This window comes from Spirillospora sp. CA-108201 (genome assembly GCF_050936235.1).
GTDB lineage: Bacteria > Actinomycetota > Actinomycetes > Streptosporangiales > Streptosporangiaceae > Spirillospora.
This window is the reverse complement of sequence record NZ_JBNJNE010000001.1, coordinates 8344842-8360757: the sequence shown is the minus strand read 5'-3', so window position 1 is coordinate 8360757 and position 15916 is coordinate 8344842. Positions and strand designations below refer to the sequence as shown.

Genomic DNA, 15916 nt, shown 5'->3' with positions numbered 1-15916 from the left:
ACCTGAGCGGGTAGAGGGCCCCGTATGACGCGAACCCCTTGGTGGCGCAACGCCGTCGTGTACGAGGTCTACGTCCGCAGTTTCGCCGACGCCGACGGGAACGGCGAAGGCGACCTCCAGGGGATCCGGTCCCGGCTCGGCCACCTGCGCGATCTCGGGGTGGACGCGCTGTGGCTGACCCCCTTCTACACGTCTCCGCTGGCCGACGGCGGCTACGACGTGGCCGACTACCGCGACGTCGATCCCCGGTTCGGCGCGCTGGACGACTTCGACGCCCTGGTGGGGGACGCGCACGCCCACGGGCTGCGGTTGATCGTCGACATCGTCCCGAACCACTCCTCCGACCGGCATCGCTGGTTCCGGGAGGCGCTCGCGGCGCCGCCCGGGTCGCCCGCACGTTCCCGCTACATCTTCCGTTCCGGCAAGCCAGGAGAACGTCCCGGTGAGGAGGCCCCGCCGAACGACTGGCCGTCGGCGTTCGGCGGCCCCGCCTGGACGCGGCTGGACGACGGCGAGTGGTACCTGCACCTGTACGCGCCCGAGCAGCCCGACCTCAACTGGCGCAACCCGGACGTGCGGCACGAGTTCGAGGACACCCTGCGGTTCTGGCTCGACCGCGGCGTGGACGGCTTCCGCATCGACGTCGCCGCCGGCCTGTTCAAGGACGCGTCGTTCCGCGACCTCCACGGCCACGACCGGCGCATGCTGAACGGGCCCATGTACAGCCGTCCCGAAGTCCACGACGTGTACCGGAGATGGCGCCAGATCCTCGACGAGTACGACGGCGACCGCATGGCCATAGGCGAGGTGTGGACGGACGGCCCAGAAGACCTCGCGCTCTACCTGCGCCCAGACGAGCTGCACCAGGTCTTCCAGTTCGACCTGCAACTGGCCCCCTGGTCGGCCATGGCGTTCCGCGAAGTCATCGACGCCGCGCTGAAGGCCGTCGCCCCCATGGGCGCCGCCCCGACGTGGGTGCTGTCGAGCCACGACTCCGTCCGCCATGTCACCCGCTACGGGCAGCAGGACGGCTTCCAGGGCATCGGGCTCGCCAGGGCCAAGGCGGCGTTACTGCTCCTGTTGGCGCTTCCAGGGTCGGCCTACCTGTACCAGGGCGAGGAGCTGGGGCTGCCGGAGGTGACCGATCTGCCTGACGAGGTCCGGCAGGACCCCATCTTCAAGCGCACGAACGGGCAGACGGCCGGACGCGACGGCTGCCGGGTACCGCTGCCGTGGTCGGGCCGTGCCGAGCCCTACGGCTTCTCCCCCGACGGCGTCCGGCCGTGGCTGCCGATGCCGGAGCGGTGGGCGTCCATGACCGCCGAGGCGCAGGCGTCCGACCCGTCCTCGATGCTGAGCTGGTACCGCGAGGCGCTCGCCCTGCGCCGCCGCCTGCACGGCGACCTCCCGGAAGACCTGGAGTGGATCGACTCCCCCGAGACCGCCCTGTTCTTCCGGCGCGGCTCCCTGGTCCTGGCCCTCAACTGCGGCGAGAACCCGGTGCGCCTCCCGGAGGGCACACCGCTCCTCACCAGCACACCCCTCTACGGGAAGCTGCTCCCCGGCAACGCCGCCGCCTGGCTGAGCGCCCCCTGAACGCACGACGCGGTGCGCCGGTCCGTGCGAGGGGTCAACGCACGGACCGGCACACCCCGGTCCTTCGCCGAACAGCGCCTCCGGCTACAGCACCGCTCAGCGCCTCCGGCTACAGCACCGCTCAGCGCCTCCGGCTACAGCACCGCTCAGCGCCTCCGGCTACAGGGGCGGGCGCTGGAGCTGGAGCGGGTCGTCGGCCATCGGGGCCGACTTGAGGGTCTGCATGCCGGTCCCGGCGCCCGCCCAGCGCTTGACGTCGGCGACCGCCTTGGACTGCTGGTCACCGGGCAGCTTGGCGATGAGCCGGCCGCTGTGGTTCATGCCCGGGGCGACGTAGACGGCCGAGTCGCGGCTGCCGCGCCCGAGGCGGAACGGCTCGGAGCCCCACGGGTCGTTGGCGCCGTACAGGAACAGCATGTGCTCGGCGTTCCCGCGCACCCAGCGGTCGATGTCGCGCATGGCGCGGCCGTTGTCGAACCGCATGGCGATGTCACGCGGGACGTAGGTGCGCGGCTGGTAGCTGTCCTCGTACCGCAGCAGCGGACGCAGGTGCTTGAACTTCGGCGTCGGCCAGCCCAGCTGCGTCCCCGCCTGGTAGTAGTACGGGATGTACGGGGAGAGCCCCTGGTCGCTGTAGAACGACAGGCCGGAGATGTTGTCGAGCGTCTCGTAGAGCTGGTCGTCCGTGGCGCTCTCCGCCTTCGGCAGCGCCGCGCAGTCGGACTGGAGGCTGTACTGCCAGAAGCCCCACTCGTAGTCCATCACCGAGTTCTCGAACGCGCGGTCCTGGGTGCGCAGGATGTCGAACGTCCAGCCGTTCTCGTCGGCGGCGGCCTTGAAGCGCTTGAGCATCTCGGTGCGGCGGACGAGGAACTTGCGCGCGAGCGCCTTGACGTTCGCGCGGCACTCGGGGTCGGAGCCGACCGTCTGGAAGAACCTGTCGTAGGCGCGGTCGTCGTTGTTGTCGACATCGTTCGGCGCCACGTACACGACGCTGCCGTCGACGTCCCGCGGGTAGAACCGCTTGTGGTAGACGGCCGTCATGCCGCCCTTGCTGGCCCCGGTCGAGATCCACCTGCCCTGGTAGATGGTCTTCAGGGCGCCGATCAGCCGGTGCTCGTCGGTGGCGGCCTGCCAGATCGTGTCCTTCTTCCAGTCCGCCGGCTCCGGGCGGGACGGGGTGAAGTACCGGTACTCGACGGAGATCTGGTTGCCGTCGACCAGTGCCGTCGGCTCGGAGGTGAACATCGTCTCCGGCGTGTTGTACCCGCTGGTGTAGAGCACCATGGGGCGGTCCGCCGCCTTGTGCTGCAACATGATGCGCTGCTCGAACCACTTCCCGCGCGGGTTGCGGTGGTCGACCGGCTGCCGGTACTCCAGCCAGAACCAGCGGTAGCCGGGCAGGGTGGACGGCTTCTCCGTCACCTGCATGCCGGGGATCGCCTTCAGCTGGGCGAGGATGTCGCCCGCCTGGGCGGCGCCGGCCTTCGCCGTGCCCGCCTGAGCCGTGACCGCGGCCTGCGCCGCGGTGGCGCCCGCCCCGGTCATGCCCGCGGCGAGCAGCAGTGCCATGGCTCCTCGTGAGACGCGCCGCATTGTGCCCCTTTCACGTGGGATCTCCACATTCGCGTCGCGACCCTAGAGGGAGAAGCCCAGCAAAAACGGATTGCTGTTGGGCTTGTTACCTATCCGTGACAGGTCGGTTGTCACCCCATCAGACCGGAAAACAACCTCATGATGGGCGAAACGGTGATCAGGCGGGCAATGGCGTCCACGCTGCAGGAACGCGGGCCGAACCGGCGAGCCTCGATCACGTGGGGAACGGCGACCGGCCGGAACCAGAGATCGTTTCGGCCGGGGCCGAAACGGGGCGACCTCGATCAGACGCGAGACACCGGCGGGCCCGGACGGCGACCGGCTCGGCGCAACGGCGCTCAGGCCGGGAGATTCAGTCGGCCGAGGGCGGCTGCGGGGTCGGCGAAGGGTCGTCCCGTCCGCGGCGACGCGCGAGTCACCTGGCGCGAGAACGGCGCGGTCAGGCGGGAGGGACGAGGGCGAAGCCGTCGTCCCAGGGGGCCAGGCGTTCGAAGAGCCGCTCGTCGTGCCAGCGTCCGTCCAGGTGAATGTGGCGGCGTGCCGTCCCCACGCAGGTGAAGCCGTTGCGTTCGAGCACCCGCTGGGAGGCGAGGTTGTCGACCCGCGTGAACGCCTCCACGCGGTGCAGGCGCAGCGCGCCGAACGCCACGTCCAGTGCCTGCCTGACCGCCTCGGTGGCGACACCCTTGCTCGCGTGCGCGCGCGCCACCCAGTAGCCGACGAAGCAGCTCTGGAGGGGACCGCGCAGGATGTTGTTGAGCGTGATGCGCCCGGCGACCTCACCGTCGACGAGGACGACGCCCGGCCACATCTCCCCCGCCGCGTACGCCTCGACCAGCTCGCGCAGGTTGTCGCGCTGGCCGTCGACGGTGAAGGACGCCTCGCCCCGTTCCGGTTCCCAGGGACGCAGGTAGTCGCGGTTCTCGCGGTACAGCGCCGCGAGCGCCTCCGCGTCCGCCGTCTGGACGGCGCGCAGGCGCACCCCCGCTCGACGGCCGTCGAGCGCGGGCGGGGGGCCGGCGAGAGTCGTCATGCGCGGGGCACCACGTACCGCCCGATGAACTCCCGCTCCTCCGGCGTGAAGCGGCGCAGCCGGTTCGCCTCCACGTCGAACGCGACGAGGGTCGAGGTCGCCTCGGCGTACACGTGGTCGTCGTCGCGCACCTCGTAGGCCAGCTTGAACGACGCGGCGCGGGCCTCGGTCACCCACGTCTCGACCCGGATCGGGTAGACGGTCGGCAGCAGCGGGTACCGGTAGTCGATCTCGTGCCGGGAGATCACCATGCCGCGGACGGGCTGCTCCCCCTTGCGCACCGGGTCCCCGTGGAACATCTCCAGCCGCGCGTCCTCCAGGTAGCCGAGGAACTTGACGTTGTTCACGTGTCCCTGGGAGTCGATGTCACCGAACCGGATCTTGAACTCGTAGACGTGGCGGTACTCGGCCGCGGGCAACTGCTGCATGTCCTCGCCTGGGATGAGGGGGGGAACCGGGGTCGGCCCGATGCTACCCGGAGCGGGTCCGGTCCCTGACAAGGCAGGGTCGCTTCGGGTCGAACCGCCAGTCCGGGATCAGGTACCGCATCGCGGCGGCGTCGTCGCGGTCGCCCAGCCCGTACCGGACGTAGAGGTCGTGCGCCTCCGCGACCCGCTCCTCGTCGACGTCGACGCCGAGCCCCGGGCCCTCGGGCAGCGCGATCGCGCCGCCGGTGATCCGCGGCGGGTCGGTGGTGAGGCGCTGGCCGTCCTGCCAGATCCAGTGCGTGTCGATCGCGGTGATCTCGCCGGGCGCGGCCGCGGCGACGTGGGTGAACATCGCCAGCGACACGTCGAAGTGGTTGTTGGAGTGCGAGCCCCAGGTCAGCCCCCACGCCTCGCAGAGCTGCGCGACCCGCACCGAGCCGCGCATCGTCCAGAAGTGCGGGTCGGCAAGGGGGATGTCCACCGCGTCCAGCCGGATCGCGTGGCCGAGCTGCCGCCAGTCGACCGCGATCATGTTGGTGGCGGTGCGCAGCCCGGTGGCGCGGCGGAACTCCGCCATCGTCTCCCGGCCCGAGTAGCCGCGCTCGGCGCCGCACGGGTCCTCGGCGTAGGCGAGGACGCCGCGCAGCCCGGCGCCGAGCCGGACGGCCTCCTCCAGCGACCAGGCGCCGTTCGGGTCCAGGGTGACGCGGGCGCCGGGGAACCGCTCGGCGAGCGCCCGCACGGCCCGCGCCTCCTCCTCGCCGCGCAGGACACCGCCCTTGAGCTTGAAGTCGGCGAACCCGTAGCGCTCCCGCGCGGCCTCCGCCTGCCGGACGATCGCCTCGGGCGTCAGCGCCTCCTCGCGCCGCACCCGCGACCAGCCGTCCGCCCCGTCCGGGGGCGCCTCGTACGGAAGGTCCGTCCTGGTGCGGTCGCCGACGTAGAAGAGGTAGCCGAGCACCGGGACCGTGCGGCGCTGGACGCCGTCGCCGAGCAGCGCCGCCGCCGGCACGCCGAGGAACCGCCCCATCAGGTCGAGCAGCGCCGCCTCGATCGCGCTCACCGCGTGGACGGTGATCCTGGTGTCGTGCGTGAGCGGGCCGCGCCCGCCCGCGTCCAGGTGGCCGAACGTCGCGCGGACGGTGTTGAGGATCTCGTCCGCGCGTCCGATGGGCCGGCCGACCACCAGTTCCCGCGCGTCCTCCAGCGTCCGCCGGATCCCCTCGCCGCCCGGCACCTCCCCGGCGCCCGTGCTGCCGGACGAGTCGGTGAGCAGCACCAGGTTCCGCGTGAAGAACGGGCCGTGGGCGCCGCCGAGGTTGAGCAGCATGCTGTCGCGCCCGGCGACCGGCACGACCCGCATCCCGGTGACGACCGGCGTGCTCACCGCGGAACCCCCTGGTAGGCGCTCGGCCGCTGGGACCGCTCGACGGCGAGGCTCCCGACGGACGTCGTCCGCCCGTCGGACGTCGCCGGGTACGGTCCGCCGTGCACCATGGCGTGCCCGACCCGGGCGCCGGTGGGCCACCCGCCCCACAGGATCCGTCCGGCGAGCCGTTCCAGGACGGGCAGCAGCCGCGCCGCCGCCGCGTCCAGGAACGTGTCGAGACCGGGTCCGTCGACCGCGAAGGCGAGGCCCAAATTGGTACAGGACCGCCCGGCCCCCAGCGTCACCGACCCGGCGTACTCCTTCCCCGGCTCGGCGGCGCGCTCGAACCCGATCAGCATCTGCCCGGTGAGCTGCGCCAACGTCCCCGTCCTCCTCGGCTGGGCGGCATGCCTGAACCGGACGATAGGAGACGTGATCGATACCTGTCCAACACGAAGACCGCATCGTTCGATGCTCCGCGCGCATCACCGGCCGCGCCGGAAACGCGAACGGCCGCGCGATCGGGATCGCGCGGCCGTTCGGGGCGACCGGAGTCAGTCGCGGGTCAGCCTGCGGTGGGTGACCCGGTGCGGGCGGGCGGCGTCGGCGCCCAGCCGCTCGATCTTGTTCTTCTCGTAGTCGGCGAAGTTGCCCTCGAACCAGAACCAGTTCGAGCCCTCCTCCCACGCGAGGATGTGCGTGGCGATGCGGTCCAGGAACCACCGGTCGTGCGAGGTGATCACGGCGCACCCGGGGAACTCCAGGAGGGCGTTCTCCAGGCTGGACAGGGTCTCGGTGTCCAGGTCGTTGGTCGGCTCGTCCAGCAGCAGGACGTTGCCGCCCTGCTTGAGCGTCAGCGCCAGGTTGAGCCGGTTGCGCTCGCCGCCGGACAGGACGCCGGCGGGCTTCTGCTGGTCGGGGCCCTTGAACCCGAACGCCGCGACGTACGCGCGGGACGGCATCTCGACCTGGCCGACGTTGATGTGGTCCAGGCCGTCGGAGACGACCTCCCACACCGTCTTCTTCGGGTCGATGCCGCCGCGGCCCTGGTCGACGTAGGAGACCTTGACGGTCTCGCCGACCCGCAGGTCTCCCGCGTCCGGCTGCTCCTCGCCGACGACCATGCGGAAGAGCGTGGTCTTGCCGACGCCGTTCGGGCCGATGATGCCGACGATCCCGTTCGGGGGCAGGTTGAACGACAGGTCGTCCATCAGGAGCCGGTCGTCGAAGCCCTTGGTCAGCTTGTCGGCGATGATCACCGTCTGCCCCAGGCGCGGGCCCGGCGGGATCTGGATCTCCTCGAAGTCCAGCTTGCGGTGCTTGGCGGCCTCGGCCGCCATCTCCTCGTACCGCTCAAGACGGGCCTTGCTCTTGGTCTGGCGCGCCTTGGGGTTCGACCGCACCCACTCCAGCTCGTCCTCGAGGCGCTTCTTGCGCTTGGCGTCCTTGTTGCCCTCGACCTTGAGCCGGTCGGCCTTCTTCTGCAGGTAGAGCGAGTAGTTGCCCTCGTAGGGGTAGCAGCGGCCCCGGTCCAGCTCCAGGATCCAGGTGGCCACGTTGTCGAGGAAGTACCGGTCGTGCGTGACGGCCAGGACGGTGCCCTCGTATTTGGCGAGGAACTGCTCCAGCCACTGGACGCTCTCGGCGTCCAGGTGGTTGGTGGGCTCGTCCAGGAGCAGCAGGTCGGGCGCCTCCAGCAGCAGCTTGCACAGCGCGACGCGCCGCCGCTCACCGCCCGACAGCTTCGACACGTCGGCGTCGCCGGGCGGGCAGCGCAGAGCGTCCATCGCCTGGTCGAGCTGGCTGTCGAGGTCCCAGGCGTTGCGATGGTCGAGCTGCTCCTGCAGCTTGCCCATCTCCTCCATCAGCGCGTCGGAGTAGTCCGTCGCCATCTGCTCGGCGATCTCGTTGAACCGGTCGAGCATCGCCTTGGTCTCGGCGACGCCCTCCTGGACGTTCCCGAGGACGTCCTTCTCCTCGTTCAGCGGCGGCTCCTGCTGGAGCATGCCCACGCTGAACCCCGGCATGAGGCGCGCGTCGCCGTTCGAGGGCTGTTCCAGACCGGCCATCATGCGCAGCAGCGTCGACTTGCCGGTGCCGTTGGGCCCCAGGACACCGATCTTCGCGCCCGGAAGGAAATGCAGGGTGACGTCGTCGAGGACGACCTTGTCGCCATGTGCCTTGCGCACACGCTGCATCGTGTAGATGTACTCGGCCATATCCTCAAGACTAGGGGGTCCTGGAACCTGTTTTTCGCGTCGCCGCCTCAGTTGCCGGACGGCTTCGGACCCTCAAGGGCGGGCAGGCACACCCGGTCGCGCCCCGAGGACTTCGCCCGGTACAGCGCCAGGTCGGCCGCCGTCATGAGTTCCAGGAGGTCCTGGCCGTGGGTGCGGAACAACGACACCCCCACGGACACCGTCACCGTGACCGTTCCCTCCTCGGCGGGGACGGCGAGGCGGCGCACCCGGCCGCGGAGGCGCTCGGCGACGCGGCAGGCCTCCACGGTGTCGGCGCCCGGCAGCAGGACGACGAACTCCTCGCCCCCGAACCGGCCCACCACGTCGTAGTCGCGCAGCTGGTGGCACAGGGTGCTGGCCACCCCCACCAGAACCTGGTCGCCGACCAGGTGGCCGTGGGTGTCGTTGACCCGCTTGAAATGGTCGATGTCGATCAGCAGGAGCGCGACGGCGTCGTGGGTGCGCTGGGCCCGGGAGAGCTCGGTGTCGGCCTCGCGCTGCCACGCGGTGGCGTTCAGCAGGCCCGTCTTGGCGTCGGTGCGCGCGGCCGCCTGGAGCTGCTGGTGCATCAGGCTGCGCTGCAGGAGCATCACCGGCGGGAGGGCCAGCAGGAGCAGCCCCAGCGACAGGGCGCTCGTGATCGCCACCAGGATGCCGACGCAGAGCTCCACCGTGTCGAGCAGGAGGCTCTCGCGCGTCCACAGGACGTCCCGCCAGCGGCTCTCGGCATCGGCGGCGTGCGCGGCGACCGCGACGATCGCCGCGTTCACCACCGTGAACAGCGCCGCGCAGCCGACGGCCGCCGGGATGCCCGGGTAGCTGTCGACGACCCACTGCGGCGCCCCCTGCAGCGGATCGGCCACCACCCGGTGGAACACCACCGACGCGCACGCCCCGGCGATCCCGAGCGCGGCGGCGACGACCGCCCGCCGGTAGACCAGCGTCCGGCGGACGCGGAACTGCAGCAGCGCCTGCATGGGCACCGGGATCAGCAGCGCGTACACCGGCGGCAGCAGCAGCGCGACCGGCAGCCACCAGGCCGACAGCAGGTCGCGCGCGACCCCCGCCGGCATGCCCAGCCTCCGCGTCGCCTCGATGCACACGGCGCCGCAGGCCAGCAGGGCCACGAAGGTCATCAGATCGTCGCCCCGGAACGGGGTCTCGACCAGCCCCGCGACGACGAGCACCAGATGGACGGCGACGACCACCGGCACGTAGACCACGAGCAGGGCCGGACGCCCGAGCCGCGCCCGGCGCCTGGGCCTGCGGACCAGCTCCCCACCTCGGTCCTCGGCGGACGACTGCACTGCCGTCATCCTTCCCCCTTACGCACATCACGTTGTGTAACACGATAGTTGCAACGTGTGCGGAACGGGCGTGAAACAGGTACGTTCGGGAACGCACATGCCGGTGACCGTTCTGATCACCTGCATCCGGGCTCGCTGATCCGCGGAGCCCGATCTTCCTGAGGGGGACCACCATGCGCGGCGTTTCCTGGATCTGACCAGCTGACAGCCATCCGCGACGCCGAGGGCGCACGATCACCGCTCCCACGGCCCACATCCCCCCACCACCCCCCTCAGACCTCACCCCCACCCCGGCACCCCCCGTCACAACCCAGCCCCTCCACCCCACCGCCAGTGGCCGCACCTGGCCGCCCCCCCTGCGCTCTCCCACCAAGACCCAGCCACCGAAGCACGGCCCCGGGCTGGCCCCCACCCACCTCGAAACCCAGCCCACCGACCACACCAAGCCACACCAACTGCCACCCGCCCCACCCGCCACCAGCGACCTGGCCACCAACTACGCCGAGCCGTGCCGACTGCTGCCCGTCGCGTTCCGCGAACAGGTACCTCGCCATCAACCACGCCGCACCAGACCGGTTCGACCTGCCACACACGTCGGCGGGGAAGCTTGACCATTGAGTGCGCGGAGCCGGGCGGGTTACCGTCCGGCTCGAACCGCCATCGGAACCAGCTCGCCGACCGCGCCGAGCCCCGCCGGCTGTCACCCGCCTCACCTCGCCACCAGCAACCTGGTCGCCGAGTGTGTGGGGTTGGGTGGTTGTTGCTTTGCTTGGGCGTTGTTTCTTGAGCGGTGGGGGTCAGGCGGCTTTGGGTTCTTCTTCTGTGGGGGGAGTCAGGGCCCATTGGTCGGCGGTGTCTCGGGCGAGTTGGCGGTCTTCGTCGGTCAGGGGGCCGCTGCGCTGGGAGGGGCGGTAGTCGACGGTGCCGCGAGTCAGGTCGGGGCCCAGGGTGGTGGCCTCGATCTCGGCGGAGAAGCGCCACTGGTCGTCGCGCTCGTACTGGCGGATGCGCAGGCGGCCGGTGACCAGGACGGGCGTGCCGCGCTGGAGGTCGGACGCGTTGACGTTGTCGGCCAGGCCGCGCCAGCAGTTCACCGTGACGTACAGGGGCTCGTCGTCCTGCCATTGGCCGGACTGCCGGTCGAAGCGGCGGGGCGTGCAGCCCACGCGCAGCGACAGGAAGGGGTGGCCGTTGGCCGTCACGGCGTAGCGGGGCTCGGCCGCTACCCAGCCGGTGATGGTGACGTGCGCCTCGTTCATCGCGTCCTCCGTTGTCTCGTCGTACGGAGACAACGGTGGCTCAGACTCGGAGGGCGGCGCCCCGGGTCGCGGAACTGTGGATAACTCAGCCGAGAGCGACGTCGACGTCCCGGCGGAAGCGGGCGTAGACCTCCAGGTCCTCCTCGACCGGAACGATCACCTTCTCGCGCGCGACGCGCTCGATGCCCTGGCGCATGTGCTGCTCCATCTTCTCGCCGTGCTTGGCGGACGACAGCGCGACCATGTTGCGGCACGCGGACGCGGTGAGCCAGCCCATCCCGAGCGTGCAGACCACCAGGATGGCGACGTACGGGATCAGGCCCGCCTGGCCGATGAGGCCGTCCTGGTCGTCGCCGCCGAGGTCGAGCAGGCCGTAGGCGACGAGGAAGCCGATCCACACGACGCTGAGGGCGGCGACCAGCACCAGGAAGTACTGCCAGGTCTTGACCAGCCACCACCAGCGCGGCACCACGTTGAACGTGGGCAGGGCGTCCTTGAGGGACTCGCCGAGCGCCTCCGGGATCTCGGCGGCGTGGGAGCGGGCCGCGGCGCGGACGGAGCGGCCCCAGTGCGGCGGGAGCTCGGCCGTGACGCCCTCGGCGACGTTCTGGAGCGCGTTGTCGACGTCGCCCTGCTGGGCGCCGATCGGGCCGGTGAAGGCGTTGCGCAGCTCCTCGCGCAGCTCGGTGAGGCGCATCCGGCGCAGCGGGTCCGACCGGAGCCGGGTGACCATGGCGGTGACGGGCCAGCCGATGAAGTCGGCGGCGCGCAGCTCGTAGGCGCTCTCCATGGCCTCGGCGACGGCGGGCGCGCCCGCGGCGTCGGTGAGGGCCTGCAGGAGCTCGGCCTTGCGGCCGTCGTCCACGGTGACGGGCGGCTCGGCGTCGAAGCGGTAGCCGGTGAACCGCTCGGCGGCCCGGTCGACGTCGGCCGTCAGCCGCTCGGTGCGGGCGCGGCGGGCGGCGACGGTGTCGACGAGGGTGTCGCGGAAGCCGTGCACGCCGTCTTCGGCGACCGCGGAGGTGGTCACGATCCGGGGGTCGGCGAGTCCCTCGGCCTCCAGCAGGCGGCGCAGGTCGGCGACGCATTCGTCGATCTCGTGCGGGGCGAGCCGGTCGACCTGGTTGAGGACGATCAGGGTGACGCCGGTGTGCCGGGCGAACGGGACGATGTAGTTGCGGTGCAGGGCCGCGTCGGCGTACTTCTGCGGGTCGACGACCCAGACCAGCAGGTCGGCGATGGTGACGAACCGGTCGACCTCGGCGCGGTGCATCGCCTGGATGGAGTCGTGGTCGGGCAGGTCGATCAGGACGAGGCCCTGGAGGGTGGCGTCGGCGCGCTCCAGGTCGAGGGCGCTGGCGCGGGCGTAGCGGTGGCGCTTGTCGACGTCGAGCCAGTCGAGGAGGGGGCCCGCGCCGTCCAGGCCCCAGACGCACGCGTGGGCCTTCGACGTCATCGGGCGGCGCATCCCGGTCGGCGACAGTTCCAGCCCGCAGATGGCGTTGAACAGCGAGGACTTGCCGCTGCCCGTGCCGCCGGCCAGGGTGACGACGGTGTGGTCGCCCGACAGCCGCAGCCGCTGACCGGCGCGCCGCAGCAGCGCGTCGGCGTCGTCCAGGACGGGCTGGTCGAGCCTCCCGAGGCCCGCCTGGACGAGCCGGTCGAGCCCGTCGAGACGTTCGACGAGCCCGGGCGGGTCGGCGGTCCCGGCGGGGGCGCCGGTTCCGGTCAGGTCGGGGAGCGGGGTCTCGCCGGTTCCCGCGGGGGAGTTCGCGGGGATGGCCGAGGTGGTCATCGGGCAACCTCGAGGTTGTAGGTGGCCTGGTACAGCTGGACGGGGACGGTCTCGTCGGGGATGCCGGCGGAGTCGAGCACCTGCCCGAAGCGGATGGCCTCCTCGTCGAACAGCATGCCGATGCGGCTGCGCAGGTCGGCGCGGGCCTTGGCGCCCATGCCGCGCAGGGACTCGGCGCCGAAGACGGCCTTCAGCAGCCGCTGCGGGACGGCGCTGTTGCCGCCCTCCACGGCCACGTCGGACGTCCCGTACCCGAGCAGGCCGATCATCAGGACGAGCGAGACCGCCTCGGTGTCGAACGAGACGAGCTTCGCGACCGAGCGCTTGGTGACGCCATGGGTGCGGATCAACTCCTGGACGTGGTCCTGCCAGGCGCTGACGGCCCGGGTGACGCGCCGCGACAGCTCCGGGGAGACGTGCGCGAGGCCGTCGTCGGCGCCGGCGAGCACCTGGGCGCCCGCCGGGTGGTCGCGCCAGCGGGCCATGACCTGCTCGGCGCCGTGCTCGGCGGACGCCATGATCAGCGACTCCAGGCCGCTGCGCAGCGCCGCCTTGAGGGCGCGCACGCGGGCCGGGCTGCGGTGGCGGCGGTTCGCGGCGCGGCCGCGCCGCGGCCGCTGGACGTGCAGGGCGCGCAGCAGGTCGCCGGTGCCGGCGAAGTCCTGCCAGCGGGCCAGCACCTCGCCGCGCAGCAGCGAGCCGTTGCGGGTGGCCTCGTCCAGCTCGGCGAGGGCGGTGCCGTACCCGGCCTCGACCTCCCTGGCCAGCTCGGTGCGCCGCTCGACCTGCGCCTCGACCTGCCGGGCGACCTCGGGGACGCGGGTGCGGAAGCTGTCAAGGACGGCGGCGAGGGTGTCGCTGACGACGATCTCGCGGTCCTCGGCGTCCTCGGCGACGCCGGTGAGCCAGTCGCGGATGTCCTCGACGGTCTCCTCGGGGAGGCGGCTCTCCTCGATCCGGGTCTCGGGGATCGTGAAGCGGCGCGCGTCGCCGACCTCGTGCTCGTCCAGCATCTCGGCGAAGTGCTCGACGATCTCGCCGCCGCCGGCGCCCGCGCCCTGCGGGACGCGCGACAGCACGACGCCGATCGTGGCGCCGTTCTCCTTGGCGCGCTGGAGCATCTGCCAGACCTGGGCGTCGGCGTACCGGGCGGCGGTGGTGACGCACAGCCACAGGTCGGCGGCGGCCATCAGCTTGGTCGCGAACTCGTAGTGGTCCTCGAAGACGGAGTCGAAGTCGGGGCTGTCGAGCAGGGCGAGGCCGGGCGGCAGGACGTCGCTGGCGATGATGACCAGCTGGTCGCCCGCGATGGCGTCGGGCGCGGGGCCGCGGACCCGTCCCATGCCGGGCAGCATCGGCCCCTCCATGAACCACCGCACGTGGTCGGGGTGGCAGACGAGGATCGGGCTGCTGGTGGTGGGGCGCAGCACGCCGGTCGCGCTGACGCGGGCGCCGACGAGCGTGTTGACCAGGGTGGACTTGCCCGCGCCGGTGGAGCCGCCGAGCACCACGAGCATGGGGGCGCCGGCGGCCTGGACGCGCGGCAGGACGTAGTCGACCAGCTGGGCGCGCAGCTCGTCGCGGGCCTCGCGGGCCTGCTCGACGCCGGGGACGTCCAGGAGGAGGTCGAACGCGCCGAGCTGCTCGCGCAGCGCGGTCAGGGCGCGGACCAGCTCCCCCCGGTTGACCGTCGTCCCGGCCCTCGGGGCGCGGCGCCGCCCGCGCCTGGACTTGGCCTCGGACTTCTTGACGCCCTCGGCGCCCGCGGTCCCGGTGTCCGTCGCCTCGTCGCCGGGCGCGGCGTCGTCCTCGGCCGCGCCCTTCTTCGAGGTCTGCTTCTCGGCTGCCGTTTCGCGGCCTCCCGTGTCCTCGCCGGGCGCGTCGTCGCCGCCCGTGGTCTCGCCGGGCGTCGCGGCCTCGTCGGGGGCGGGCTCTCCGGCCCGGCCCGAGCCGGCGCCGGCCTCCTCGTCGTGGACCGTGCTCTGCTCTGCGGGGGGTGTCACGGATCCCGTCCCAAGTCCGCTCGAATCATGTCGATCTCTTGTGCCACGTTGACCACGTCGCCCACGACCACGATCGCCGGGGGCCGGACATCTGCGGCGGCCATCGCGTCGGCCACCGTGCCCAGCGTCGCCGTCAGCGCCCGCTGGCCGGGGAGAGTGCCGTCCTGCACCACGGCCACCGGCGTTCCGGACGACCGACCATAGCGCATGAGGGCCGCCGCGATGAGCCCCATCCGCTCCACCGCCATGAGCAGGACGATCGTCCCGTTGGCACGGGCCAGCGCCTCCCAGTCGACGGTCGAGTCGGGGTGCCCGGGAGGGACGTGCGCGGAGACGACGTGGAACTCCTGCGCGACGCCCCGGTGGGTGACCGGGATGCCCGCGGCCGACGGCACGGCGACCGCGCTGGTGATGCCGGGGACGACCGTGACGGGGACGCCGTGGCGGGCGCAGTACAGGGCCTCCTCGCCGCCGCGCCCGAACACGAACGGGTCCCCGCCCTTGAGCCGGACGACGAAGCGGCCCTGCCGCGCGTGCTCGACCAGGTACTCGTTGATGCGGTCCTGGGTGACGGTGCGGCCGTAGGGGATCTTGGCGGCGTCGACGACCTCGACGTCGGCGGCCAGCTCGTCCAGCAGCCCGCCGGGGGCGAGCCGGTCGGTGACGACGACGTCGGCCATGGCGAGCAGCTGCCGCCCGCGCACGGTGATCAGGCCCGGGTCGCCCGGCCCGCCGCCGACGAGCGCGACGCCCGCGGGCTTGCTCCGGGAGTGCCGGGACTCCAGGGCGCCGTCGCGCAGGCCCTCCACCACCGCGTCGCGGATGCCGGCGGCGCGGCGCGGGTCGCCGCCGAGGAGCACCCCGACGGTCGCGTCGCCCGCGTGCCCGCTGGCGGGGGTCCAGGCGGGGGACGACTCGGCGTCGTCGGCCCGGACGGACCAGATCCGCGCGGCGTCGGCCTCCGCCACCACGTCGCCGTTGACCTTGGCGTCGTCGGTGACGGCCTGCACGAGCCAGGCGCCCGCGCAGTCGCCGCGCCGGTAGCGCCGCCGGTGCCAGGTGATGCGGTCGCGCTCGGCGAGGCCCTCCAGGGTGGCGGTGACCGAGGGAGACACGAGGACCACCTCGGCGCCCGCGTCGAGCAGGGCGGGCACGCGGCGCTGGGCGACCCGCCCCCCGCCGACGACGAGGACGCGTCGCCCGCCGAGTCGCAGGCCAAGCAGGTACGGGGGCACTGTGGATCTCTCGGACGCGGGTGGCGGACAGTCTCTTTGTGGAACAAAGGTACTC

At 72.2% G+C, this 15916-nt stretch carries 12 protein-coding genes; 1 reads left to right on the top strand and 11 read right to left on the bottom strand.

Annotated elements, in window-relative coordinates:
• Positions 1–24 precede the first annotated feature (24 nt).
• A complete protein-coding gene (locus tag ACQEU6_RS40155) occupies positions 25–1596 on the top strand; it encodes a glycoside hydrolase family 13 protein (protein ID WP_499338929.1) in 1572 nt (523 codons plus the stop codon).
• A 159-nt stretch (positions 1597–1755) separates the two neighbouring features.
• Here the strand turns inward: ACQEU6_RS40155 and ACQEU6_RS40150 are convergent, their stop codons facing one another.
• The 11 genes from ACQEU6_RS40150 to cobA all read right to left on the bottom strand — a co-directional run bounded on the left by ACQEU6_RS40150 (position 1756) and on the right by cobA (position 15861).
• Positions 1756–3168, bottom strand: coding sequence for a S28 family serine protease (locus tag ACQEU6_RS40150; RefSeq protein WP_499338928.1), 1413 nt, complete (start codon positions 3166–3168; stop codon positions 1756–1758).
• Between the two features lie 463 nt (positions 3169–3631).
• Complete coding sequence (locus ACQEU6_RS40145; protein ID WP_499338927.1) at positions 3632–4225, bottom strand: GNAT family N-acetyltransferase; 594 nt, start codon at positions 4223–4225, stop codon at positions 3632–3634.
• Positions 4222–4653, bottom strand: a complete 432-nt coding sequence (locus tag ACQEU6_RS40140) for an acyl-CoA thioesterase (RefSeq protein ID WP_499338926.1) — start codon at positions 4651–4653, stop codon at positions 4222–4224. Before ACQEU6_RS40140 ends, ACQEU6_RS40145 begins: the two co-directional genes overlap by 4 nt.
• Positions 4654–4696: 43 nt before the next feature.
• On the bottom strand, positions 4697–6040 hold the full coding sequence (locus ACQEU6_RS40135) for an enolase C-terminal domain-like protein (protein WP_499338925.1): 1344 nt from the start codon (positions 6038–6040) through the stop codon (positions 4697–4699).
• On the bottom strand, positions 6037–6402 hold the full coding sequence (locus ACQEU6_RS40130; protein WP_499338924.1) for a hypothetical protein: 366 nt from the start codon (positions 6400–6402) through the stop codon (positions 6037–6039). Before ACQEU6_RS40130 ends, ACQEU6_RS40135 begins: the two co-directional genes overlap by 4 nt.
• Before the next feature lie 174 nt (positions 6403–6576).
• On the bottom strand, positions 6577–8241 hold the full coding sequence (gene ettA, locus ACQEU6_RS40125) for an energy-dependent translational throttle protein EttA (protein WP_499338923.1): 1665 nt from the start codon (positions 8239–8241) through the stop codon (positions 6577–6579).
• Between the two features lie 47 nt (positions 8242–8288).
• Positions 8289–9578 (bottom strand): sensor domain-containing diguanylate cyclase, encoded by a 1290-nt coding sequence (locus ACQEU6_RS40120; protein WP_499338922.1) that lies wholly within the window; start codon positions 9576–9578, stop codon positions 8289–8291.
• 788 nt (positions 9579–10366) lie between these two features.
• Positions 10367–10828: a single-stranded DNA-binding protein gene (locus ACQEU6_RS40115; protein ID WP_499338921.1), complete on the bottom strand. Its 462-nt coding sequence runs from the start codon at positions 10826–10828 to the stop codon at positions 10367–10369.
• Between the two features lie 85 nt (positions 10829–10913).
• Positions 10914–12623: a GTPase family protein gene (locus tag ACQEU6_RS40110; protein ID WP_499338920.1), complete on the bottom strand. Its 1710-nt coding sequence runs from the start codon at positions 12621–12623 to the stop codon at positions 10914–10916.
• Positions 12620–14626, bottom strand: a complete 2007-nt coding sequence (locus ACQEU6_RS40105) for a GTPase family protein (RefSeq protein WP_499338919.1) — start codon at positions 14624–14626, stop codon at positions 12620–12622. The genes ACQEU6_RS40110 and ACQEU6_RS40105 overlap by 4 nt, the downstream gene beginning before the upstream one ends.
• Positions 14623–15861 carry a uroporphyrinogen-III C-methyltransferase gene (gene cobA / locus ACQEU6_RS40100; RefSeq protein WP_499338918.1) on the bottom strand — a complete coding sequence of 413 codons (1239 nt, stop codon included), beginning with the start codon at positions 15859–15861 and terminating at the stop codon, positions 14623–14625. Before cobA ends, ACQEU6_RS40105 begins: the two co-directional genes overlap by 4 nt.
• Between the last annotated feature and the right edge of the window lie 55 nt (positions 15862–15916).

What these genes read in the sequence shown, in the direction of transcription:
- ettA (WP_499338923.1), bottom strand. Translation starts at nt 8,241, where the DNA reads ATGGCCGAGTACATCTACACGATGCAGCGTGTGCGCAAGGCACATGGC.
- ACQEU6_RS40150 (WP_499338928.1), bottom strand. Translation starts at nt 3,168, where the DNA reads ATGGCACTGCTGCTCGCCGCGGGCATGACCGGGGCGGGCGCCACCGCG.
- ACQEU6_RS40140 (WP_499338926.1), bottom strand. Translation starts at nt 4,653, where the DNA reads ATGCAGCAGTTGCCCGCGGCCGAGTACCGCCACGTCTACGAGTTCAAG.
- ACQEU6_RS40115 (WP_499338921.1), bottom strand. Translation starts at nt 10,828, where the DNA reads ATGAACGAGGCGCACGTCACCATCACCGGCTGGGTAGCGGCCGAGCCC.
- ACQEU6_RS40155 (WP_499338929.1), top strand. Translation starts at nt 25, where the DNA reads ATGACGCGAACCCCTTGGTGGCGCAACGCCGTCGTGTACGAGGTCTAC.
- ACQEU6_RS40145 (WP_499338927.1), bottom strand. Translation starts at nt 4,225, where the DNA reads ATGACGACTCTCGCCGGCCCCCCGCCCGCGCTCGACGGCCGTCGAGCG.
- ACQEU6_RS40110 (WP_499338920.1), bottom strand. Translation starts at nt 12,623, where the DNA reads ATGACCACCTCGGCCATCCCCGCGAACTCCCCCGCGGGAACCGGCGAG.
- ACQEU6_RS40120 (WP_499338922.1), bottom strand. Translation starts at nt 9,578, where the DNA reads ATGACGGCAGTGCAGTCGTCCGCCGAGGACCGAGGTGGGGAGCTGGTC.